Raw genomic sequence first — 24086 nt, forward strand, 5'->3', positions numbered from 1 at the left:
GCGGTTCAGTTAATAATACATTGATATGAAACAAGGCTCCCCGGGAGAACCTGGCCACACAAAATCGAAAAGCCGTCTGTTGATCGTCATCTTCACGATCGCCGCGACGCTGCTGGTGCTCAGCATGGTCGTGGTTTTCCGGGCTGGGCATATCGCGATCCTGGCCCAGGACCGGATGAACAGCCAACTTGAGGCGGTCAGCGAATTACAGGAATGGTTGTCCACGGTCAAGGATGCCGAAACCGGCCAGCGCGGTTATTTGCTCACGGGCGAGGAAAGTTATTTGCAGCCGTACACCGATGCGCTGCAAAAACTGAAAACCGATTCCGTCGCGCTGGAAAATCTGGTTTCCGCCGGACAATTATCCCGGGAGGATGTGGCGCGAACCGCTGGTTTGGTCCAGGAAAAAATCAACGAACTGGCAGAGACCATTCGCTTGCGAAATGAAAAAGATCTGGCGCAGGCATTGTTGGTCGTGCGGAGCGATCACGGCAAAATAACGATGGACCAAATCCGGATGAACATTCAGGCGTTGCTTAAGACCGCGCGGGAAAATTATAATGAGGCCACCCAGGAGGCCGACCGCATCAGCTTCTGGCGTTCGGCGACTTTTTTCATCGTGACCATCGTCAACCTCGCGTTTCTGACCTGGGCTTTTCAAACCATCCGGCGCCAGGAATGGCTGCAATTTGGCCGGATGCAATTAGGTGAGAAATTATCCGGCGATCCGCAACTCCACGATTTGACGGCGAAGGCGCTGACGTTTTTGGCGGAGTATTTGGGCGCGCAGTCGGGTGTGCTTTATGTGGATGACGGCGGGGCTTTTCGGCGTTCGGCGGTTTACGCTTTGCCTGACCCGCAGAAAGTCCCGGAAAAATTTTCACCCGGAGAAGGTTTGCCGGGACAAGCCGTGCGGGACAAGCGGTCGTTCGTCGTGCGGGCGCTTCCCGAAGGATACATCAACGTCGGGTCAGCGTTGGGAAAGAGCGCGCCGCGCCAGATCATCATCGCGCCGATTCGCGTGGAGGAATCCGTCAATGCGGTGGTCGAACTGGGCTTTCTCGATTCGGTTCCCGGCGCGGCGCTGGAGTTTCTCGACGATATCAGCGAGCCCACAAGTGTGGCGCTACGCTCGGCGCAATATCGCACCCGCTTGCAGGAATTATTGGAAGAGACGCAGCGCCAATCCGAAGAACTTCAGTCTCAGAGCGAGGAACTTCGCGTGTCCAATGAGGAACTTGCCGAGCAGGGCCGCGCTTTAAAGGAATCCCAAGTGCGGCTTGAACAGCAACAAGCCGAACTCGAGCAATCCAATTCACAATTGGAGGAGCAAACACAAATTCTTGAAGGACAGAAGGACGATCTGTCTCGCGCGAAAATCGAACTTGAAAATCAAGCCGCCGTGGTCGAGCAGGCGAGCCGTTACAAATCGGATTTCCTCGCCAATATGTCCCATGAATTGCGCACGCCGCTCAATTCCTCGCTCATCCTCGCCAAACTCCTCGCCGATAATCGCGAGGGAAATCTGTCCGCCGAACAGATCAAATATGCGCAGACGATCCAGTCCGCGGGCAACGACCTGCTGACGCTCATCAATGACATCCTGGACCTCGCCAAGGTCGAGGCGGGGCGACTCGATTTGAAGCCGGAGGCATTTCTGCTGCCCAGCCTCGTCGAAAGCTTGAATGGATTATTTGACCCGGTCGCCGAAGGCAAGGGTTTGAAATTGCGCATGACGCTCGCGCCGGACGCGCCGCAGACGCTCGAAACCGACCGCAAGCGGCTTGAGCAAGTCCTCAAAAATCTTTTATCCAACGCCATCAAATTTACTGAGAAAGGCGAAGTGAGCCTTAACATCAGCCGCAAGCCGGGCGGCATCGCGTTTGCGGTGCAGGACACGGGCATCGGAATCGCCGAGCAGCATCAGAAAATTATTTTTGAGCCCTTCCGCCAGGCGGATCCGGCGACCGACCGCAAGTACGGCGGCACCGGCCTGGGACTCTCGATCTCGCGTGAACTGGTCCGGTTGATGGGCGGGACCATCACGGTCACCAGCGAACTCGGGCGCGGGAGCGTGTTCATCGTCGTGCTGCCCGAGGTTTATAAACCCGCAAAATTTCTCACGCCAAAGTCCGCCCAGGACATCAATCCGCTCAGACATGAGGCCGCGCCCGCCTCGCCTCCATCGGCGCCGCAGCCCGCATTGAAACATGTGCCGCGCGTGCCGGATGACCGCGAACGATTGACCGCGGATTCCCGGATGATCCTGCTCGTCGAAGACGATGCTTTATTCGCCGGAATCCTCGCCGACCTGGCGCACGAACTGGATTTTCAAGTCCTCATCGCGCAAAGCGCCGAGGAATCCCTGGTGCTCGCGCGGCAATTCCAGCCGAGCGCCATCATCCTCGACATCGGCTTGCCGGATAATTCCGGCATGTTCGTTTTGGAACGGCTTAAGGGAGATTCGCGCACACGGCACATTCCAGTGCATGTCGTTTCGGGAAATGATTATTCGGAACCGGCGCTCGCCATGGGCGCGGTCGGCTACATGCTCAAGCCCGTCAAACGCGAGCAACTGGTCGAGGCGTTTCATAAATTGGAATTTCGCCTCACCCAGCGGTTGCGCCGGGTGCTGGTCGTCGAGGATGACAAGGTGCAACTCGACAGCTTGAAACGCCTCCTCGGTTCGCGCGATGTCGAAACCGTCGGCGTGCGCACGGCGGCGGAATGCCTCGAAAATTTGAAGTCGTCCACCTTCGATTGCATGGTGCTCGATTTGAGTTTGCCGGACGCGTCGGGTTTTTCGCTCCTTGAGACGTTGAGCGCGGAGGAGGCTTATTCTTTTCCGCCGGTGATCATTTATACCGGGCGCGATTTGAGCGCCGACGAAGAACAGCGGCTGAGAAAATATTCCAAATCCATCATCATCAAAGGCGCCAAATCTCCCGAGCGGTTGCTGGATGAAGTCACGCTCTTCCTTCACCAGATCGTCTCCAGCCTGCCGGCGGAAAAACAGCAGATGCTGGAAAAAGCTCGCCATCGCGATGCCGCCTTTGAGGATAAATGCATCCTCATCGCCGAGGATGACGTGCGAAATATTTTCGCGCTCACTTCCTTGCTCGAGCCCAAGGGCGTGAGGACGCGCATCGCGCGAAACGGCCGCGAGGCGTTGCGCGAATTGGAAGCGGCCGGCAAAGATCCTTCGAAACGCGTGGATCTCGTGCTCATGGACATCATGATGCCGGAGATGAACGGGCTCGACGCCATGCGCGCGATCCGAAAAAATTCCGAGTGGCAGCGGCTACCCATCATCGCCCTGACCGCCAAGGCGATGAAAAACGACCAGGAGCAATGCATCCAGGCCGGTGCAAACGATTATCTCGCCAAGCCGCTCGACGTGGACAAACTCCTCTCGCTGATTCGAGTCTGGATGCCGAGATGAAAACCTCCGCCGTCGAAACTGAAGAGATTGAGTTGCGTCTTTTGCTGGAGGCAATCTTTCAGAAATACCACTACGACTTCCGTGGTTATTCGACAGCGTCACTCAAGCGGCGGCTGGCGCAAGCCCTGGACCGGCTCGAGTGCAAAAGTTTTTCGCAGCTTCAGGACCGGGTGTTGCACGACGATTCCCTGCTGCCCTACCTGATCGGTTTTTTAACCGTGCAGGTGAGTGAGATGTTTCGCGACCCTTCCTATTTTCTTTGTTTGCGGCGGAACGTCCTGCCGCATTTGAAAACCTATCCGTCATTAAAAGTGTGGGTGGCCGGCTGCTGCACCGGCGAAGAATTATATTCGATGGTGATCCTTTTTCGTGAAGAAGGATTGGAGAATCGCACGATATTTTATGCCACGGACATCAATACGCATTCGCTGGAAAAAGCCAAGGCGGGCGTGTATGAACTGGATCGCATCGCCCTCTTCACAAAAAACCATCATGAGTCCGGCAGCAAAGTCTCCTTGTCCAACTATTACACTGCGGCTTACGGCGCGGCGAGGTTCGACAAGAGTTTGCGCGAGCGGGCCGTGTTCTCGGACCACAGCCTCGTTTCGGACGCCGTGTTCGCCGAAGCGCAACTTATCTCCTGCCGGAACGTATTGATTTATTTCAATCGCGACTTGCAAAACCGCGCGCTGGGGCTTTTTAAAGATTCACTCGTGCGCAAGGGTTTTTTAGGATTGGGTTCGCGCGAGAGCCTGCGTTTTTCTTCTCATACGGCGGATTTTTCCGATTTTGCACGAAATGAACGCATTTATCAGAAGGAGGAAAGCAAGTGATGTCCGGCGTGAAGCGTGAAGCCATCGTGATCGGCGCCTCCGCGGGGGGCATCGGCGCGTTGAGTGAGATTCTGCCGCAACTGCCCGCGAACTATCCCCTGCCCACTTTTGTCGTCGTCCATATTCCGCCGGACATGAAAAGCCTGCTGCCGGAATTGTTCGCGTCCAAATGCCGTGTCCAGGTGAAGGAGGCCGAGGACAAAGAAACTATTCGTCCTGGTGTGGTTTATTTTGCGCCGCCGGATTATCATTTGCTTGTGGAGACCACCGGCCTGCTGTCGCTCTCGAGTGATGAACCCGAACTTTTTTCCCGGCCTTCCATCAATGTGCTTTTCGAGTCGGCGGAAGATGCCTATGGTACTGGGCTAGTGGGTATTATTTTAACGGGTGCAAGCAATGATGGCGCTAAAGGTTTGCACGCTATTTCTAAAGCCGGCGGGCTCGCGATCGTGCAGGACCCTAAAACTGCCGAATCCAGCCACATGCCCGAATCCGCACTCGAATCCTGTCCGGGCGCGCTCACACTTACATCAGCAGACATAGGCGCGCTGCTCGCGCGGCTGCCCAACGATGGAAAAACTGATGGCCAATAAAACCGTAAAATTTTTACTCGTTGACGATCTGGAGGCCAACCTGCTGGCGCTGGGCGGCTTGCTGAAGCGCGACCACCTGGAACTGCTCATGGCGAGTTCGGGCAAGGCGGCGCTGGAATTGTTGTTGATCCATGACATCGCGCTCGCCTTCGTGGATGTGCAGATGCCGGAGATGAATGGTTTTGAACTCGCCGAATTGATGCGCGGCACGGAACGCACCCGCCGCGTTCCCATCATTTTTCTGACCGCCGGCGCGACGGACCAGGAACGGCGGTTTCGCGGTTACGATGCGGGCGCGGTGGATTTCCTGACGAAACCCATCGAGGCGCACGTGCTTCAAAGCAAGGCCAACGTCTTTTTTGAACTCGCGCGCCAGCACCAGGAATTGCAGGCCGTCGCGGAGGAAAAAGCGCGCCTGATTTCTTCGCTGAGCGAGGCCCAGCGGGAATTGCAAATCCATGCGGAAAACCTGGACCGCCGCGTGCGCGAACGCACCGCTTCACTCGAAGAAACGAACAAGCACCTGGAAGCATTCTGCTATACCATCGCCCACGATTTGCGCGGCCCCATGCGCGCGCAAAACGGTTTCGCGCAAATTCTGCTTGAAGAATATGGCGACGCGCTGGGCGATACCGGCCGCGACTTGACGATGCGCATCCAGGCCGCCGCCAAGCGCCAGGAAAATTTGATTGATGATCTGCTGGCGTACTCGCGGGTGAGCCGCGATGAGATGTCGGTGAATCGCGAGAACCTTCACCGCATCGTTTCAGATGTATGCGAGGAAATGTCCTATTTCATAAAGGAAGCGAAGGCAGAGCTTACATTAGAGCCGTTTGACTTCAAAGTGCGTGCCCACGAAATGTCCTTGCGCCTGGCGATCACCAACCTGCTTTCCAACGCGCTCAAATTTAGAAAACCCGGCGGGACGCCTCGCATTGAAATCCACGCCGAACGGAACGGCGAATGCACCCGCCTTTGGATCATGGACAATGGCATTGGCATCGCCCCGGAATATTTTGAGAAGATTTTTGAAGTCTTTCAACGCCTTCACAAAACCAGCGAATATCCCGGCACGGGCGTGGGCCTCGCCATCGTGAAAAAAGCGGTCGAACGCATGGGTGGTCGCGTGGGTTTGGAAGCCGAGGAATCCGTCGGCAGCCGTTTTTGGATCGAACTTAAGAATGCGGATTAAACCGTTTTCAAAAACCCGATCACTTCCTCGCATAAAGCGGATTTTTGCAAATATTTCGTCACCCCTAATGCAGCCGTTCGTTTGAGGTCCCGGGCATCGTCCGATGAACTGAGCACGACGACCGGCAAATGCTTAAGCTCGTCCTTTTCTTTAAGCCATTCCAATACATCAAACCCGGATTTTTTTGGCATCTTCAAATCCAGGATCAGCAGGTCGGGTAAAGGATACTTTTTGCGGTCGGCATAACGGTTATCACCGCGCAGCCAGCAGATCGCCTCTTGTCCATCATCCACACAATGAAGCGCATGCGCGAACCCGGCGCGTTTGAAAGCCATCTTGAGGATGAGCATATCGTCCGGATTGTCCTCCGCATATAATATGATCTTGTTGGCCATTTTCAGAAATCTCTAAGTCCCAATATGTTGATATGATGCAGAACCCCTCAGAAAGCGCAAGTCCCCTGAGGACATGACTTGCCTAAAGTAAATGTAATGCCTTTCCGTGAATTTGCGGCTTCAAAAATGATTTTTATTTGCGCGCCTGATTTCGTCTTGTAACTTTCGCCAGCGCCATGATTTCGAAACCGCCGAAATTATTTTTCATTTTTGCCATCTGCCGCAAGTGGAGGCAAATCTTTCGGTTGCTTGCGTTCGCCGTTTTGATGCTGCCGGACGGCGAACTTGTGGCAAAAGATATTCCTCCAACTTCCTCCGTTGTCTTCACAAATATTCTCGAAGTGCGCCGCGCGGTGATCACGCATGGTCTGGGTTGCGGCGCCGTGCGGCTGGAAGGCGTCGTGCTCTGGGTGAGCCCCACGCGCGACGAATTTATTTTTCAAGACGCCACGGCCGGCGTGGCGGTGAAAATGAGTTTGACGAACCAACCCGCCTTTGAACCTGGCGAGCGGGTGCGCATCGAAGGCGCTTGTGTCGTCGGCAGCGATGGCATCGCCGACCAACCGCTCATTGACAATGACGGACTCCATTCCGGCGCGGAGAAATCGGAGACTGCATTTTTCTCCGCAGGTCTGCATCCATTTTTTATCGAGTGGTTCAATGGACCAGCAGAATATGAATTGAGCCTGGATTGGGCGAACGCACATCTGCGCCGCCAGCACGTGCCCACCTCCGCTTTTTTTCGCGATGACCCGGATGCCAGCGGCGGCAAAATCGGCGGCTCGTTGAACTACCGTTATTACGAAGGCGAATGGAAACACGTTCCCGATTTTTCGCAACTGCCCGTAGTTAAATCAGGAAGTTTTACCAACTTCAATCTTCATGGGTTGGGCCATACGAACAACATTGGCATGGTCATCTCCGGTTATTTGGATGTGCCGCAGGACGGGCAATATCAACTGTGGCTGCGGTCCGATGACGGCGCAAAAATATTTTTTGGCAATGGGCGGTTGCGCTTGACCGACCTTGGCCGCGGGGTCATGCCCCTGCCGCGGGAAATTTTTCCTGGCCAGGCCATTCCCGCAGAACAGGATTCGCAATGGGCCGAGGTCGAGGGCGTCATCACGCGCGTGAGCGAGAGCTATGGCGGCCTGAATCTCGAACTCAGCACCAGCATGGGCCAGGCGTATCTTCGCGTGCTGGCCCGCGAGCATGGGCCATTGACGCTGTTGCCGCAAAGCCGCATCAAGACTCTCGGCATCTGCCAAAATGCCCGTTCTGTGGATGGCCAATCGGTGCCGTCACTCTGGGTGGCAAAAGCCAGCGACATCACCGTCGAAGAAGTTGCCGAAGCCCAATGGCTGGATCATCCGCTGATTTCTTTGGGATCGCTCACCGATGCCACTCTGCCAAAAACTCGCGGCGAATTGATTCACGCCAGCGGCAAGGTCATTCAAAAGACCGGCGAGAAATTTCTTACGCTTGCGGATAAAACCGGCGAGGTTCTTTTTTCCACGACTCAATCGCCGCCCGGCATCGGAGAGCAAATCGAAGCGCTCGGCTGGTATGACGCGAGCGAAACAAATGGCTTATTGCAAATCGGATTTTACCGGACCATTTCGCAACTGCCGGGCAGCAATCCCGCGGCTCTGCCGCTGTTGACCGAAGCCATCCAGGTCAAAAGCCTGAACCGCGCCGAAGCCGCGCGCGGCTATCCGGTAAAAATCCAGGGCGTGATCACTTATCGTGGCGCGACCGACTACGTGCTTCAGGATGCCACCGCTTCGGTTTATCTTTTATGGGCCAATCCGGATACGCGCGAGTTGCCGCGCATCGGTGATTATTGGGAGATGGAGGGCGAATCCACAGTTGAATTTGCGCCGAACGTCCGGGTGCATCGCGCGACTTATTTGCGTCCGGGAGTTTTGCCTGAACCGTTGCACCCCACCGGTGAGGAATTAATCAATGGCAGCCTCGACACCAAGTTCGTGGAGATTCGCGGCATCGCGACTTCGATTGAAAAAAACATCGTCACATTATTGACGCGCGATGGCTCGGTGAAATTGCGTTTGACCGGGCTTGATACGAATTCGCTCACGGACTGTGAAGGCGCGCTCGTGCGGATTCGCGGTATCTGCGCTCCGGGGCGCGATAAAAATCAAAGGTTGCTGCCGCCGCTTGAGTTGTTGAATGCCTCGATTGTTGCCGATGAATTTCCGCCGGCCAACCCGTTCGCCGCCCCGCTCAAACACGCGTCCGATCTGCTGCTGTTCGACGCGAATGCGGATAATTTGCGTCGCGTGAAAATTGCGGGGCAAGTGACTCAGGAACGGCAGGACGAATATTTTCTGATGGACGGCATCAACGGTTTTCGTTGCGAGCCGAAATTGGATCCCAAACTGGAACCGGGTGAATTGATCGAAGCGGTTGGTTTTCCCGACATCAGCGGCCCTTCGCCGGTTTTGCATGAAGCGGTCATGCGGCGGCTGGGCAAAGCGAATTTGCCGCCGGCCGTTCCGCTGGCTGAAGATGCACTGTTGAATGGAAAACTGGATGCGACGCTGGTTGAGGTGCAGGCGCGGCTCGTCGGCTTGAGCATGCAACGCACGGAACAGGTGCTGGAATTGCAGACTGGCAATCGCACTTTCAACGCGCGGCTGCCGAATCGGCACGGGTTGTTGTCGGGGCTTTTGCCGGGAAGCAAGCTCGCGTTGAGGGGCGTGTATATGGGTGAAGGCGGCGACCGCGCGTCCAGCCGTGAAATTGATTCGTTTGAGTTGCTGCTCGATTCGCCCGATGACATTCGCGTGCTGGCGCGTCCGTCGTGGTGGAACATTCGCCATGCGTTGACGATGATGTGCGGGATGCTGGTCGTGCTGTTGCTCGCGCTGGTTTGGATCACGATGCTGCGGCGGCAGGTTGAGGAACGCTCGCGACAACTGACGGCGGAAATCAAAAGCCGCGAGCAGGCCGAGCATCAACGCGCGCTGGAAGGCGAACGCGCGCGCATCGCCCAGGATTTGCACGATGATCTCGGCGCGACGCTGACGGAAATCCGTTTTTTGAGCGCGGTGGAAAGTTGCGATTCGCTCGTGCCCACCGCCACGCGCACGCAGATGCGAAAGGTTTCCGAGAAATCGCATCAGTTGGTTTCTTCGCTGGATGAAATCGTCTGGGCGGTCAATCCGGCGAATGATTCGCTGTCGAGTCTCGCAAATTATTTATGCCACGTGGCGGAGGAGTTTTTTCGCACGACCTCCATCCGTTGCCGGCTGGACGTGGATGAATCGCTGCCGCCGATGGCCTTGAACTCTGAAGTGCGCCATAATCTTTGCCTGTCTGTTCGCGAAGCGCTGAATAATATCGCCAAACATTCCCACGCCACGGAAGCGTGGCTGCGCATTCATTGGCAGAGGCCGGCGCTGGACATCGCGGTTGAGGATAATGGCATCGGTTTCGTTCGCGGCGAGCGCGAGCCTTCGGGCAACGGATTAAAAAACCTGCGCCGGCGAATGGAAATGATCGGCGGACAGTTTGAATGCGAAAGCCGCGCCGGGGAAGGCACGGTTTGCCGGATACATCTGGCTTTCAATTAAATTTTTTCTATGTCAATCAACACGGCGGTGGTCGAGGACAATCGCGATTTTCGCGCGACGCTGGAAAATTATGTGAACGAAGCGCCGGGCTTCAAGTGCGTGGGCGCGTTTGGCTCGGCGGAGGACGCGCTCAAGGCGATTCCCCGTTTGCTGCCCGACGTGGTGCTCATGGACATTCATTTGCCCGCGATGTCCGGCGTCACTTGCACGAGAAAATTAAAAGATCTTTGTCCGTCCGTGCAGATTTTGATTCTCACGGTGTATGAAGATAACGAGCGCATCTTTGGGGCTTTGAAAGCAGGCGCGAGCGGCTATCTGCTCAAGCGCGCCGAACCCGCCGACATCCTGCGCGCGATTCAGGAAGTTAAACTGGGCGGCGCGCCGATGAGCTGCCAGATCGCCCGCCGGGTCGTGCAATCGTTTCGCGAGAGCGCGCCCGACCCGATGAAGGACGAAAAACTTTCACAGCGCGAGGAGGAAATTCTTCAGCAACTGGCCAAGGGTTATACGACCAAGGAAATCGCGGAGCGCTCGAGCATCAGCGTCAACACCGTGCGCACGCACCTGCAACATATCTACGAAAAACTTCACGTTCGTTCGCGGACGGAAGCGATTTTGAAGTTTCTTCATTAGGCGGAATTTTCGTCGCCGTTCCCCTGACCGGTCAAAATCATCCGTTTGGATGATGCAAGCGTGTCGTGCGTTTTCGTAAATTGGGAACATGAATCACCCACGGTCTTTGGCCACGCGCTATTTCACGCAGCATCGCGCTGGGTCATTTTCCGAAAATCCAACCACTCCTCCATCAATCCAACTATGAAGATTCAACCGACCCGAATTCCCACCGCGAAGCTGTTTGCCAGCCTGATCGCAGGCGCGGCCCTTGCACTTTTCGCGCAACCGGCAGGCGCGCAAGTCGTCAACTTCGATGTCACTGGCGGTTTGGGTGGCGACAGTTACACCGGCCAGGGCGCGTATCTCGACGCAGGGCATAATTACTGGAATCCGATTGTCAAAAGCGGCACGACTTCCAGCGGACTCCTTTCGGACGGCGTCACCACGACGCCAATCACTTTGACCGAAGGTGAAGCGGGTGATTACTCCGGCGGATCGTCATCGCCGCAAGGCACGCCCGCGGAATTGGAATATTGGTATGCTTACGCAAACAACAATTCCGTGCAAACCTGCACGCTGAGCAATATTCCGCCGGGCACGTACAATCTTTTTCTTTACGGAAAAAACGACAACCAGGGCGACGCCAATCGCGGCACGACCTTCGCGGTGACGGTGGGCACGAATTCCTTCGGCAGCCAGAGCACGACCAATAGCGTGGATACCAGCTACACATTGCACAACGATTACGTGGAATTTACGAATGTGATTGTCGGCGCGGGCGGAGCGGTCACGTTCACTTACACGGCCAATCAAAATGTGCAGGGCAATTACGGCGTCAATCACGAGGGTGACTTCAACGGTTTGCAATTGGTCAATGTCACCGCGATTAATTTCGACGTCGCGGGGGGCGTGGGCGGGATCAATTTTTCTGGCCAAGGCGCGTTCTCCAATCCGGGATTGAATTATTGGAATCCGATCAAGGCGAACGGCACCACTTCGCCGGGCACGAATTCGGACGGCCAAAGCGTCAGCCTGGTCACTTTCACCGAAGCGGAAAATGGCGATTACCAAGGTGGCTCGCCGACGACCCAAGGCACGGTGGCGGAACTGGAATATCATTTTGCGTATGCGAATAATTCCTCCACGCAGACCTGTTCGTTGAACAATGTTTCGCCCGGCACTTACACTTTGTATCTCTACGGGAAAAACGACAACCAGGGTGATGGCAATCGCGGCGCGACTTTTTCCGTCACTTCCGGGGGAGTTTCCTACGGCACGCAAAGCACGACCAACCATGTGGACAGCGTCTTCACTTTGGGCAACGACTATGTGGTGTTCAGCGGCATTGTCGTCGGGACCAACGGCAACATCACTTTCACCTATACCCACAATCCCAACGCTCCGGGCACGCCCAATAATGCGGAAGGCGATTTCAATGGTTTGCAGCTCGCGCAGGTGGTTTTGCTGCCTCCGCTGATCACCGCGCAGCCCCAACCGGAAGTTCTTTACGCCGGTGAAACCGCGCACTTCAGCGTGTCGGGCGCGAGCCAGCCCAGCGGTCCCGTCACAGTTCAATGGATTGTCAATGGCACTCCCCTAACCGATGGCACCACGGGTTCGGGTTCGATCATCAGCGGTTCGCAAACCAGCACTTTGACCATCAGCCACGTGAGCGCGGCGGATCAACTGAATTATCAGGCGGTGCTTACCGGCGCTGATTTGCTCACGCTCAAATCTGTTGCTGTGCCACTGACAATCGTCACGGCCAGCGGTACGCTGGAGACGACGGAAATTTCCGAGAACCCGCTGCACTTTTATCAATTCAACGATACCAATGATCCCGCGACGACGAATGCCGTCGCACTGGATTATGTCGGCGGCGATAATGGCATCTACGGTGTCGCGACCCAAAATGGCAATCCGAATTACAACGTCTCCGGCCCGACGCCGACGCAAGGCTGGCCCGGATTTCCCGCGACCAACGGAGCCGTGGCTTTCGCGAATGGCAACCTCAATGAAAATGTCGCCATCACCACGCCGTGGAATCTCGATACGAATACCGTCACCATCAGCGCGTGGATCAATCCCAACAACGGCGCAGCGAACCAAAAATTTGTCTTCAGCCGCGGCGGCGATACCATCGCCGGATTCGGTTACGGTCCCAACGCCGATTCAAGTGGCAATCCTGTTTTGGGCTACACCTGGAATAACGATCCCAATACCACGGGTTGGAATTCCGGTTTGGAAGTTCCGCCGAACCAATGGTCGTTCGTCGCGCTCTCCGTGACTTCGACCAACGCGACCGTGAGCATCATGAATGCGAACGGCCTGCTTTCCGCCACGCATGTTTATCCCCATCCGCTGCAAAGTTTCAACGGCCCGACGCTTATCGGTGATGACCCGGCGGACGGCAATGGCGCAAATGTTTTCGGTGGCGTCATTGACAACGTCGCCGTGTTCAACCAGGCGCTTTCCTTCAATCAACTCTTTAACGTATTCACCAACGCTTCGGGCACCGCGAACTACGGCGCGCTGATCGGCGTGCAGCCGGTGGCGCAAAGTGTTTATCCCACGCAAACGGCGCAGTTCACAGTGAATGCCGGCGGCTCAGGGACATTGAATTATCAGTGGCAGGTGGATCGCACCGGCGGGGGCACGTATGTGAATCTCCAAAATGGCGCGACGGGTTTTGGCTCGATAGTTTCCGGCGCTGACTCGGCCGCATTAAGCATCGCCAATGTCGGCAATGCGGATGCCGTGAGTTATCAAGTCGTGGTGACCGGCTCGTTCGGTTCACCGGTGATAAGCACTCCAGTGGCGCTGACGCTGCTTGCCACCAGCAGTGCGCAAAATATCACTCTCTCGAATCGTGAACCGGCTGGCCAGGACTGGAACACGGCGGCAAATTGGAGCGACCTGCTTTCGGCCTACGATTCCGCCGCCGCGTTTCCGGGCAGCACATTTGAAGTCTTGCCGGGCGCGCAACTGCGCAGTGTTAATACGAATGCGAGCATCGCGTTCCCGGGCGTTGAATTGACGATTGACGGCACGAACGCCATCGGCCTCTCCGGCGAACTGTTGCTCAACCATCCGGCAGGCACAACGGCGTATTCATTTGCCGACCTTGTGCTGGCAGGCGGACGATTGGACAATGGCGACGATGGCCTAGCCACCATCTCCGGCGCGATCAATGTTTCCAGCAATGTCATCATTGCGAGCGATCCCATCGGCACGGCGATCAACTTTGATGTGCCGGGAAGTTTCGCGGCGAATTATGTCGGCCAAGGCGCGTTCTCCGATCCCGGCCACAATTATTGGAATGCGCTCGCCAATAACGGCACTACTGCCAACAGTCTGCTCGCCGACGGCACGACGGCGTCGCCGATCACCTTTACGAGCCATGAGCAATTCACCTACGCGGACGGCGTGGGCACGCAAGGACAACCGAGCGGACTCGAATCAGCGTTTGAAGGCATCACCAGTTCCGGCGTCGAGCCCAACAACTCGCTCAACAACGTCCCGCCCGGCACGTATGATTTGTATTGCTACGGCGTCAACGGCGGCAATGGCGACCATGATCGCGGCACGAGCTTTACTATCTCGAGTGACCTGACTTCGTCACGCACCTTGAGTACGATTTGCACCCCGGCTGGTTACAATCAATTCATCGAGGGCAACGATTTCGTTGTCTTCCGCAACGTGCTCGTCGGCGCGGGCGGCATCATTCACATCTCCTATACCGCGAATCCACTGGCGGGCAACGGCCACGGCGCGACGCCCAATCCGCCGCCGAATACGGAAGCGGATTTCAATGGCGTGCAACTCGTCAAAGTTACGCCGAGCTTGATCGCGCGCTCGATCCGCGTGGACTCGGCGTTATCCGGCACGGGTTCAATCCAATACATCTCGAGTGATACCAATTATCAAAGTGATTTGAATATTACCGACAGCAGCAATACTTACTCCGGCCAATGGAACGCCACGCAAGGCACGTTGCTGGCGACGGGCGCGAACTCTTTGGGAACCAATTCCATCACCGTCGGAACCAACGGCGCGCTGGAAACTGCTTATGATCTCAATGACCCGAACGCGGTCTTGTTCCTCAACGGCAAACTGTTCCTCCATCAGAATGATACTTTCAAAAGTGTATTCCTGAACGGTGCGGCCATGTCGCCGGGCACTTATTCCGCGGCGCAGTTGACGAGCCTCAATGCCGCGGCCTTCCCGGCAAGCTGGGCGTTGCAAACCGGTTCGAGTGTGTCGAATAGTTCCGGTTCGCTACACGTTCTGTCGAGCCCGCCGCCGGTGTTCTCACAGGACATATCGCCGCTAAGTCTCACGATCTATCCAAGCCAGGTGGCGCAATTCTCAGTCGTGGCCGTCGGCTCGCCGCCGGTGACTTACGCGTGGAAATTCAACAGCACGACGTTGAGTGACGGAAAGATCACGGGCATCGGTTCCGTGTCCGGCTCCGCGACCAATACGTTGACCATCTCGAACTTCACCGCTGCGGCGGGCACTTACAATGTGCAAGTCACGGTGAGCAATCCGAGTGGTTCATCGCCAAGCCAAGTTGCCACCGTAACCATCCTGCCGACTTCGCCGCCGATGACGGCGACACTTATCACTGTTCAACCGCCGGGAGACGATTGGAATTCGTCGAACGATTGGGACATTGACATTTCGGCGACGCAGTTGGCATTGCAAGATCCCGGCAGCACAAACATCGTTCCTCCGGGCACGGTCCTGAACACACCATTTATCGGCACGACGCTGGCATTCCCCGGCGCACGTCTGATCATTCAAGGTGACGGTAATTTCTTGAACAACGCCGGTGATACCGCAGTGGGCGGGAGTTCGACCGCGGAATTGCGCGCCAGTGAACCGGGCAATGTCACGATCTTCTTCCCTGACTTGCAATTCGCCGGCGGCCAGTTGGATAATTCCGGCAACAACACCGGCAACGCCAACGCGGGCCAAAGCCTCGGCATGCTGACGATCAATGGCCAGGTGGACATCCTCGCCAACACCACGATCTATTCCGACAGCGGCGTGCGCGGCGGTTCGTTGCGCGCGATCAATATCGGCGCCTATCTCACCGGCAACGGCACGATTCAGTATTCCGCGTTCGACACCAGCCTCACCAATGACCTGGATATTTCCGGACCGACGAATAGTTTCAGCGGCCAGTGGAACGTGCTGCAAGGCGCGCTCCTGGGCAGCACACAAAATTCGCTCGGCACCAATTCCATCACGGTGGCGACGGCGGGCGCATTGGAGACTTCCTACAACCTTAACAGCCCCCAAGCCGATCTCGTGTTGAACGGCCAGTTGTTCCTGCATCAGGCCGATACGTTCCATACAGTTACGATCGCGGGCACGGCTCTGCCGGTGGGCACTTATTCCGCGCTGGATTTGAGTCGCGCATTTCCGGCGAATTTCCCGCTCACCTGGCCGCAACAAATCGGTTCCAGCGTCAACAACGCCTCGGGCACTTTGACGATCCTCAGCGGCCCGGCTCCGGCGCAACCGGCGCATTTCGCGCCGGTGGTGGTCAACGATGGCAACCTCACCCTGTCCGGTTCGGGCGGCACACCATCGGGTTCATTCCAGTTGTTGAGTTCGACCGTATTGAACTCCGTCACGAACGCGAATTGGACGGTGGTCGCGAGCGGCAACTTCGACGGCAGCGGAAACTTCAGCGTGAGTTTGCCGATCAACACGGGTGAAGCGCAACGGTTCTACTCGATCGTCGCACCTTAGTGGCGTGAGAGCGAAGGGAGCGGGGCGGACTCTGAAGATGGTGTCCGCCCCGTATCTTAATGAATGATTTGAACGAAGAATGTTTTTAATTGCGAAAAATTTATGAAGAAAAAATATTCGATTCACGCTGGCCGCGCGGCGCGCCAGGATGATTTGGCGTCGCGGGCATTTACCTTGATAGAATTGCTGGTGGTGATCGCGATCATCGCCATTCTTGCGGGTTTGCTTTTGCCCGCGCTGGCCAAGGCGAAGTCCAAGGCGCAAGGCATCACGTGTATGAACAACACGAAGCAGCTTGAGCTTGCGTGGATCATGTACCCGAACGACAATCAGGATCGCACCGCGCCGGTAGATTCGAATTGGGAGACTCCTGGCGCGCCCGCGGAATGGGCGATGTATTGGTGCGGCGGGACGATGTCCGATCCTTCCAACAGCACCAATCAACAAACGCTCACGCTGGGGCTGTTGTATCCTTATGTGCGAACGATAAATATTTATCACTGCCCGGCGGACAAATCCACGCAGAATTATCCCGCCCAAACGGGCGCGCCGCGTATCCGCAGCGTTTCGTGCAGCCAGGTTTTCTCCACGGGGAATTGGCTTCCCGCGCCGCCGTACGTGACTTATACCAAGGCGAACACGATTGTGAATCCATCTGAAACCTGGTGCTTCATTGACGAAGCCGCCGCGAGCATCAACGACGGCGGTTTTGCCGTGGCGATGACGGCGGACACGGCGAACTCGGCGTCCGAACCGGATTTTCCAGCGGGTTATCATAATGGCGCGTCGGGGATGTCCTTCGCGGACGGCCATTCGCTCATTCATAGATGGTTTTCGTCCGCCACTTACACGCCGCCCAATCCCATCCAGACTTACTCGAGCAGCAGTCCCGCGTTTATGCAGGACATGCGCTGGCTTACGTCCGTCACCACCGTGCACCAATAACCAATGCGATTAACCAACGTGGTTCGTTCGCTCGCCGCCGCATTCACTTTTGCGGTGTGCGCTTTCAACATTTCCGCGGGCGTTCCCGAGCGCGGCGCGGTCAGCACGAATTGGACGGAGAATTGGGAGAGCGGCATGGTCACGGGCAATGGCCGCATGGGCGCGGTCGTTTACGGCATGCCGGAATCGCCCATCATCATCATCAATCACGACCGTCTCTATACTTCGCAGTACGATCCGAAAACAGTGGGCCCGGCGGACACGGCGCGTTTCGTTCCGGAGATTCGCCGCTTGATTCGCGACGAAGGTTACAAACAAGCGATGGATTTTTCGTTTCAAAAATCGAAGGAGAACGGTTTGGCTCCCGATGAGACGATTGATTATCACCCTGGCGCTTTTTTGAATTTTAAAATCGAAGGCGCGGACCAGGCGACTGATTATCGCCGCTCGGAAAATTTTGAGACCGGTGAAGTGGAAACGACCTGGCATGGCGCGAGCGGGGATTTTTCCACGCGTGTTTTTGTTTCGCGCGCGGACAATCTGGTTGTGATTTCCATTAAAGGTCCCGGCGCGGGACAGCTCGATTGCACGATAGATCTGGGACGCATCACGAGCCGGTTGATTCATTCGCAATCCACTAACGGCACGGATTGGATTGGGTTTCATAATCTTTATGCGCCGGGAAATGGTGGTTACGACGGGGTCGTGCGGGCGGTGGCTCAAGGTGGTTCTATCACTGCGGAAAACGGACGACTTACTATTCATCACGCGGATGAGGCTCTTATTCTTGCGCGCATCGAGCGGTTTCGGCCGCCGGAGATTGGCGGGGTGAAAGGCCTAGCCCGTGAGTTGGCTTCGGTGCATTCCGATTATACTCGATTGCTGGCGCCGCATGAAAAGATTCATCGGGCTTTGTTTGATCGGGTGCGGCTGGACCTGGGTGGCGGAGTTGATCGCGCGCTGACCACGGATGAATTGCTCGCTCGGGCTCAGCGGGAGAAGAAACTTTCGCCGGCGTTGATGGAAAAAATCTATGACGCGTGCCGTTATGTTGTGTTGTGCTCCAGCGGGGATTTGCCGCCGAACTTGCAAGGCATTTGGACCGGCACGTGGAACCCACCGTGGCATAGCGATTATAGCGCTGATGCGAATCTGCAACTGGCGGTTGATTCGACTTGCAATGCGAATATGCCGGAATTGATGAGCGGGTTCTTTAATCTTATCGAGGCGGGCGTGCCTTCGTGGCGCGAGGGGGCGCGCAAGCTGGCCGGGTGCCGGGGGATTCTTTATCCGGCGCGCATGCAGGATCAGGGAACTTATTTTCAGCAGAATCGCGAATGGCAGTGGTTTAACCAGGTTTCCATCGCGGGATGGCTGGGACATTATTTTTACGATTATTATCTCTATACTGGCGACCGCGCGTTTTTGCGGAAGCATGCCATTCCTTATCTCAAAGAGTGCGCGTTGTTTTATGAAGACTGGTATGTGCCGGATACGAATGGTTTGGTTCGCGCGACACCTTCGTTTTCTTACGAGTGCGCTTTTTGTGATAATGCCACGATAGATTTCGCGGTTGCACGGGAAACGCTGACGCATCTTATCGCGGGCTGCGAACTGCTCGGCGTGGAACGCGATGGGGTCGCGCGCTGGAAGGCGTTGCTCGCCAAAATTCCGCCGTACATGATCAACACGGCGGAAACGACCGGCGGGCCTTTGCCGCGCTATCGTCTCATGGAAGGTAATGAAGTCGCGCCGAAAGCGAACGGGACGCTCAAGGAATTCATCGAGCCGAACATGTATGAATTTCCGATGCACCGGCATCTGTCGTCGCTCTATCCGCTGTTTGTCAGTTACGAATTCAGTCCCGACGCGACGCCGGAGCTTTGGAAAGCGTCGGCGCTGGCGTATGAGAAAAAAATCCGCTCGGTGCGCGAAACGGAATCGCATTTTCGCATGCAGGCGGCGCTGTCCGCGGCACGACTTGGGCGGGGAGACGACGCGTGGAACTTTCTTACGGCGATGGCGGTCAATGGGGTTTTCCACACGAGCCTGGTTCCTTCGCACTATGACCATTTGCAGGTTTTCAATGTGGATGCCAGCGGCGGCATTCCATCGGTGATTTATAACTGCCTCGTTTTTTCGCAACCGGGCCAACTGGATTTGCTGCCCGCGTTGCCGTTCGCGTTGCCAAAGGGGAATTTCGACGGCAGCCTTGCCCGTGGCCAAATTAAAATTGACGATCTGGCGTGGGACATGACGGCGGGAACGGTCACTGCAAAATTGACTTCTGCCATTGCGCAAAAAATGGCCATCGGTTTGCCGCCGGGCGTCACGAATGCGCATCTTGCAATGAACGGCGCGGCGCAGGAAATTGTCGCGCTGGGGATGGAGAAGCGGGGTTGCCGCCTGACCTTGCCCAAGGGCGAATCGGTCATCACGGCGACTTTCGATCCGCAAGCGGCGGTCGTGGTTTCGTCGGCAACGCCGGCAGCGCTGCTTTCGCAAGGCAAACCGGTCACGGCGTCGTCGGTGAAAAGCGACGATGGCGATGTCGTTGCCACGCACGCGGTGGATGGCGATGAAAGCACCCGCTGGACGAGCGACTATCTCGACAACCAATGGATCTCGGTTGATCTCGGCGCATCCAAGCAGATCACGGAAATCAAACTCGATTGGGAAGCCGCCACCGGCAAGGATTATGACCTCGAAGTTTCCGATGATGGCCATGACTGGACAAACGTGAAAAGTGTCACGGGAAATTCCGACAGCGGCTGGCTGGATTATCCCGGGCTGCACGCACAGGGTCGTTATGTGCGGGTTAATTGCAAGACACGTGCGACGATTTACGGTTTCTCACTTTGGGAATTTCAAGTCTTCGGCAGCGACGGTAAAAATCCGTAAAGATTTCCCAGCGGCGATTTTTATTATGCGAATCCATTTAGTTTTTCGTCACGTTAAAAACCTCTTTGTCGTGTGCGCGGTCGCAACGCTGATCACGGCCTGTCATAAAAATGCGGGCGGGACATCCGGCTCTGCTGAGCAGCCCACCCCGCCTCCGCCGACGGTTGAAATTCCGGCGGGAAGTCCAAGCAACGCTTTGACCGGCGAAGTGAATTCAGATCTGACGCGCCAGCTTCGTTCTTTCATCCGGCAGAAAGCGCGGTTCCCCGTGGACCTGGATGAGCTTGCCCAGTCACGTTCGATGCAACTTCCCGCACCACCCGCGGGCAAACATTGGGTGATTGACGTTCAAACCACGGAAGTCAAAGCCGTGGACTCCGCCGCGCATTGAGGCTTACGCGCGAAACTATTGCGCCGCCGGTTTGTCGGTCGCGAATTCGAGTTTGGAAACGAAGCTCTTGTCGCTGCATTCAAACTTGCCGGTGAACTTCCATTCGCCCTGCCCTTGCACGACGCGGATGATGAGTTGATTCCATCCCAGCTTTAGCAGCAGCGGATTGATGGTGAACCCCTCGGGTTCGAGCGGGCCGGTGCGATTATGCGTCGCCAGCAAATCATGATTCAACCACACCTCGCAGCCGTCATCGGAACCGTAGATGAACGACAATTTTGGCAGGTTCGGTTCGGACAACAAATCATTGAGCGGCTTGGGCGATTTTATCCAGACCACAACGTAGGCAAACGCATTTTCCTGCGGGCCATCGGTGAGGGCAGTTTTGAAATCAAATACTCCGGCGTCGTTCGCCTGACGAATCACCCAACGACGGCCATTGATGCGACCATCTTCCTTGATCTCGCGGTCGGGCAGACTCACGGCATAGGCATCATCGGCGGTTTTTACGCCGAATGAGCCGCTCACCAGTGCGCGAATAAGATGGCCACCCGCGTCCAAATATTCGTCCCTGGTGTCAATCGCCTGCGGTTGAATTCCTTCATTGCGGAACAACCGCTCGATCAGCGAGGATTTTTTCTTCGACGTCGCATCGGGACTGATATTGCAAAGAATCACCCGTCCCGGATTCATCTCGCGAATAACGACTGCGGCGAGCGGTCCCGGGCGTTCGACTTCGGAGCGATAAAGCGCCGCCGTTTTTACGGGCTCGGATTTATACGACCACCGGCGCCAATCCGCCACGCACGCGTCCACCGCGACCTTCGAGCCTTTCACGAAATCGCCGCCCAAGGTGAAATTAAGCTGACGCCAATTATCATTGTCGGAGAAATACAAATTGGGATTTCCCAATCCCGCCGTCAACGCATCCGCTTGCTTGATGACGAACGACGAGGCCGGGCGGGAGTCCACCGTGATCTCACTTCCCAAGATTTTGCTGAGAGCCGCTGCGCCATTTTTATCAAGGTTCCAAATCCATACAGTTCCGTTGGCTTGCAGGGTTTTGGAAATCGCCGCTTGGGATTCCGCGTTGCCGGGTGAGTCGGACAGTTTGGAAGCATCCACGAGCAGGAAATCCGTATTCTGATTATCGGAATAGGCGGAAGGTTTGATGCCCACTTTGCCGAATGCCGTCGCGAGGCGCGCGCCATTGTCGGGCAAGTACGCGATGGTATTGATCTTCATATTTGCGTCAGCCGTTGGTGATTTTTTGACGGGCATACGCGGCGCTTCGGCCCATTGCGAATTTGTCACACCCGTGTTGGCATCGCGAATGGCCTCGAACATCGGCCAGGGACGATAGAGCGGCAGAGAAGAATCGTAACCGGGATTCAGCGTCGAACAATATGGCCCCAATCGCTCCGGTTGCACGCCGGGCATGCCTTCTTTGTAATCGCCAAAGAAAATACCTTCGTCCATTTGAATGGGCCGCGTCACGACGCTTTTGCCGAGAGGCAGCGGCTGAATACTATACCAAACGATGTTGAATACACTCTGGTAATCGCCGCCGAATTTCTGTTGCGCGCGCAGGAGGCCGTAACATTCGTAAGCGAGACCTTCCATGCGTCCGAGATCGGATTCATACGCGCGATCACCGTTGAACTTCGAGACCTGCTCGGGCGTGCCATAATAAGCCATGCTGGTTTCACCAACGCCCCACGGCTTGCCGGAATTGGCGGCGCGGCGCATGTCGTTATCGCCACCGTAATGGATATTGATGGTAGGCAGGCGGCCGTTCGCGTCGTCTTCGCCATCGCCGGAAATCCACGGGCGGGTTGGGTCGTTCGTGCGGCAAATTTCCACCCACGCGGAAATTTCCGCGAGGTTGTGATCAATCATGCTTTTCGGCGCGTGCCAGACATTGCGCAGGACCGCGAGGCTCTCGTTGCAGACGCTCCAGCCGAACACCGAGGGATGATTGCGATCGCGCCGCACCAACTCCTCCACGTGCGTCCGGCAATTCGTCCAGAACAAATCGCTGTCCGCTTTGGGGCCGCCGTCGCTGAGCCAGATGGCGCTTTCGTCCAAAATCATCATGCCCATCTCGTCGGCCATTTCATGATAAAGCGGCGGATAAACCGTGGCGTGCAACCGCACCGCGTTTGCGCCCGCGTCCTTGAGCAAGCGATACCACGCGTAGGCATAACGGCGCGTCATTTGCGGGATGCCGAGGAAATGCCAGGAGTCGCCTTTCAGCGTGATCGGCTGGCCGTTGAGCAGAAGTTTGTTGCCCTGAAAGGAAAACTGCCGCCAGCCGAATCGCTCGTATTTCGTATCCACCGTTTTGCCACCGCCCGCGATGTGCAACAAAATGCCGTAAAGATTTGGCGCGTCGGGCGACCACAATTTTAGTGCGGACTTCACCGGCACGTTGAAGATGACGTGCTGGGTTTCGTTCGGCGCGACGGTGATTTTCTGCGCGGGCAAATCCAGGGATTTCTTATCTGCGAGGCTCCATTTCACCTCGGGTTTTTCGAGCACGGAATCGCCGGTTTGGTTCAGCCACTCGCGAACTTCACCGGACAAATCCACGGTTGCCGGCGTGCTTCCGCGGTTGATGACCGTCGCCTCGATTTGCAATTCATCCCGATCAACCCAGGGCTGCACATAAATCTCACTGACGGAGACGTTCGGCTCGGCCAAGAGATAAACGTCCTGCCAGATTCCCGCGATGTGCGTGCCCCAAAAAGAACCGGATAAATATTCGCGACGGCCGTACCGACCGGGTTTATCAAAAACTCTTGAACTAACCACCTTGACCAGAATTTGATTTTCCGCGCCCGGATGAAGCAGATCGGTGACGTCGTATTCCTGTGGAAAGAAAATATCGAACCCCTGCCCGGCTTTCTGACCGTTCACGAAGACAGTCGCATTTCCACCGATTGCTCCGAAATGCAGCAACAGACGTTGTCCGGCCCATTCCTTGGGAACCGTTACGGTTTTCTGCATCCACGCGGCGCGGACATTTTCCCATTCTTTGGGATAGGAAGGATAAGCGCGAAAATCGCCGCCGTCCTCTTCGCGATCCATCGAGAATGAATTTACATTCCACGGCGAAGGGATCTTGATCGCGGTCTTTTCCCACTCGCCCAGTTTCGGCAAGGCATCCGGCACGGAGACGTCTTTGTCGGCTTGAAATTGCCAGGTTCCATTGAGGCAAATTTCCTGCCGCTGGGGTTTTTCATACGAACTTACCAAACCGGATTGCGGCGCGAATACGTGGTCGAAGGTTATTTTTTCAGCGGAGGCGCGCGTTACACACAACGCGGCCAACAGGCCACAGGCGACGGTTACAAGATAGGACTTCATCAAATGCGTTTGATTGCCAAGATTGCTCATGAGTGGAATGACTTTGGATAA

The 24086-nt window shown here is 56.1% G+C and carries 12 protein-coding genes; 10 read left to right on the forward strand and 2 right to left on the reverse strand.

Translation table 11 applies throughout. The features are described from left to right. Window positions 1-25: 25 nt before the first annotated feature. Genes VH413_20155 through VH413_20170 form a run of 4 tightly spaced genes read left to right on the forward strand, consistent with a single transcriptional unit; the run spans window position 26 to window position 6060 of the window. Window positions 26-3442 carry a response regulator gene (locus VH413_20155; GenBank protein HEX3801015.1) on the forward strand — a complete coding sequence of 1139 codons (3417 nt, stop codon included), beginning with the start codon at window positions 26-28 and terminating at the stop codon, window positions 3440-3442. Further along, the gene (locus tag VH413_20160) at window positions 3439-4275 is read left to right on the forward strand and encodes a CheR family methyltransferase (protein ID HEX3801016.1); all 837 of its coding nucleotides are present in this window, start codon (window positions 3439-3441) and stop codon (window positions 4273-4275) included. The genes VH413_20155 and VH413_20160 overlap by 4 nt, the downstream gene beginning before the upstream one ends. Continuing rightward, window positions 4275-4868: a chemotaxis protein CheB gene (locus VH413_20165; GenBank protein HEX3801017.1), complete on the forward strand. Its 594-nt coding sequence runs from the start codon at window positions 4275-4277 to the stop codon at window positions 4866-4868. The genes VH413_20160 and VH413_20165 overlap by 1 nt, the downstream gene beginning before the upstream one ends. After that, on the forward strand, window positions 4858-6060 hold the full coding sequence (locus tag VH413_20170) for an ATP-binding protein (protein ID HEX3801018.1): 1203 nt from the start codon (window positions 4858-4860) through the stop codon (window positions 6058-6060). The genes VH413_20165 and VH413_20170 overlap by 11 nt, the downstream gene beginning before the upstream one ends. Here the strand turns inward: VH413_20170 and VH413_20175 are convergent. After that, window positions 6057-6455 carry a response regulator gene (locus VH413_20175; protein HEX3801019.1) on the reverse strand — a complete coding sequence of 133 codons (399 nt, stop codon included), beginning with the start codon at window positions 6453-6455 and terminating at the stop codon, window positions 6057-6059. The two genes, VH413_20170 and VH413_20175, sit on opposite strands and share 4 nt — an antisense overlap. Before the next feature lie 176 nt (window positions 6456-6631). Between VH413_20175 and VH413_20180 the strand changes: the two genes are divergently transcribed. From VH413_20180 to VH413_20205, 6 genes are all read left to right on the forward strand, one after another. Next, window positions 6632-10051, forward strand: coding sequence for an ATP-binding protein (locus tag VH413_20180; protein HEX3801020.1), 3420 nt, complete (start codon window positions 6632-6634; stop codon window positions 10049-10051). A 9-nt stretch (window positions 10052-10060) separates the two neighbouring features. Next, on the forward strand, window positions 10061-10684 hold the full coding sequence (locus VH413_20185; protein HEX3801021.1) for a response regulator transcription factor: 624 nt from the start codon (window positions 10061-10063) through the stop codon (window positions 10682-10684). A gap of 183 nt (window positions 10685-10867) precedes the next feature. Next, on the forward strand, window positions 10868-16429 hold the full coding sequence (locus VH413_20190) for a LamG-like jellyroll fold domain-containing protein (protein ID HEX3801022.1): 5562 nt from the start codon (window positions 10868-10870) through the stop codon (window positions 16427-16429). A gap of 102 nt (window positions 16430-16531) precedes the next feature. Further along, complete coding sequence (locus VH413_20195) at window positions 16532-17374, forward strand: type II secretion system protein (protein HEX3801023.1); 843 nt, start codon at window positions 16532-16534, stop codon at window positions 17372-17374. Window positions 17375-17377: 3 nt separating this feature from the next. Beyond that, a complete protein-coding gene (locus VH413_20200) occupies window positions 17378-20275 on the forward strand; it encodes a glycoside hydrolase N-terminal domain-containing protein (protein ID HEX3801024.1) in 2898 nt (965 codons plus the stop codon). Between the two features lie 25 nt (window positions 20276-20300). After that, window positions 20301-20666, forward strand: coding sequence for a hypothetical protein (locus VH413_20205; GenBank protein HEX3801025.1), 366 nt, complete (start codon window positions 20301-20303; stop codon window positions 20664-20666). Between the two features lie 15 nt (window positions 20667-20681). On the opposite strand, the gene VH413_20210 is transcribed toward VH413_20205, so the two are convergent. Further along, window positions 20682-24065, reverse strand: coding sequence for a glycoside hydrolase family 2 TIM barrel-domain containing protein (locus tag VH413_20210; protein ID HEX3801026.1), 3384 nt, complete (start codon window positions 24063-24065; stop codon window positions 20682-20684). Between the last annotated feature and the right edge of the window lie 21 nt (window positions 24066-24086).

This window comes from Verrucomicrobiia bacterium, assembly GCA_036268055.1.
In the GTDB taxonomy this organism is placed as follows: Bacteria; Verrucomicrobiota; Verrucomicrobiia; order Limisphaerales; family Pedosphaeraceae; genus DATAUW01.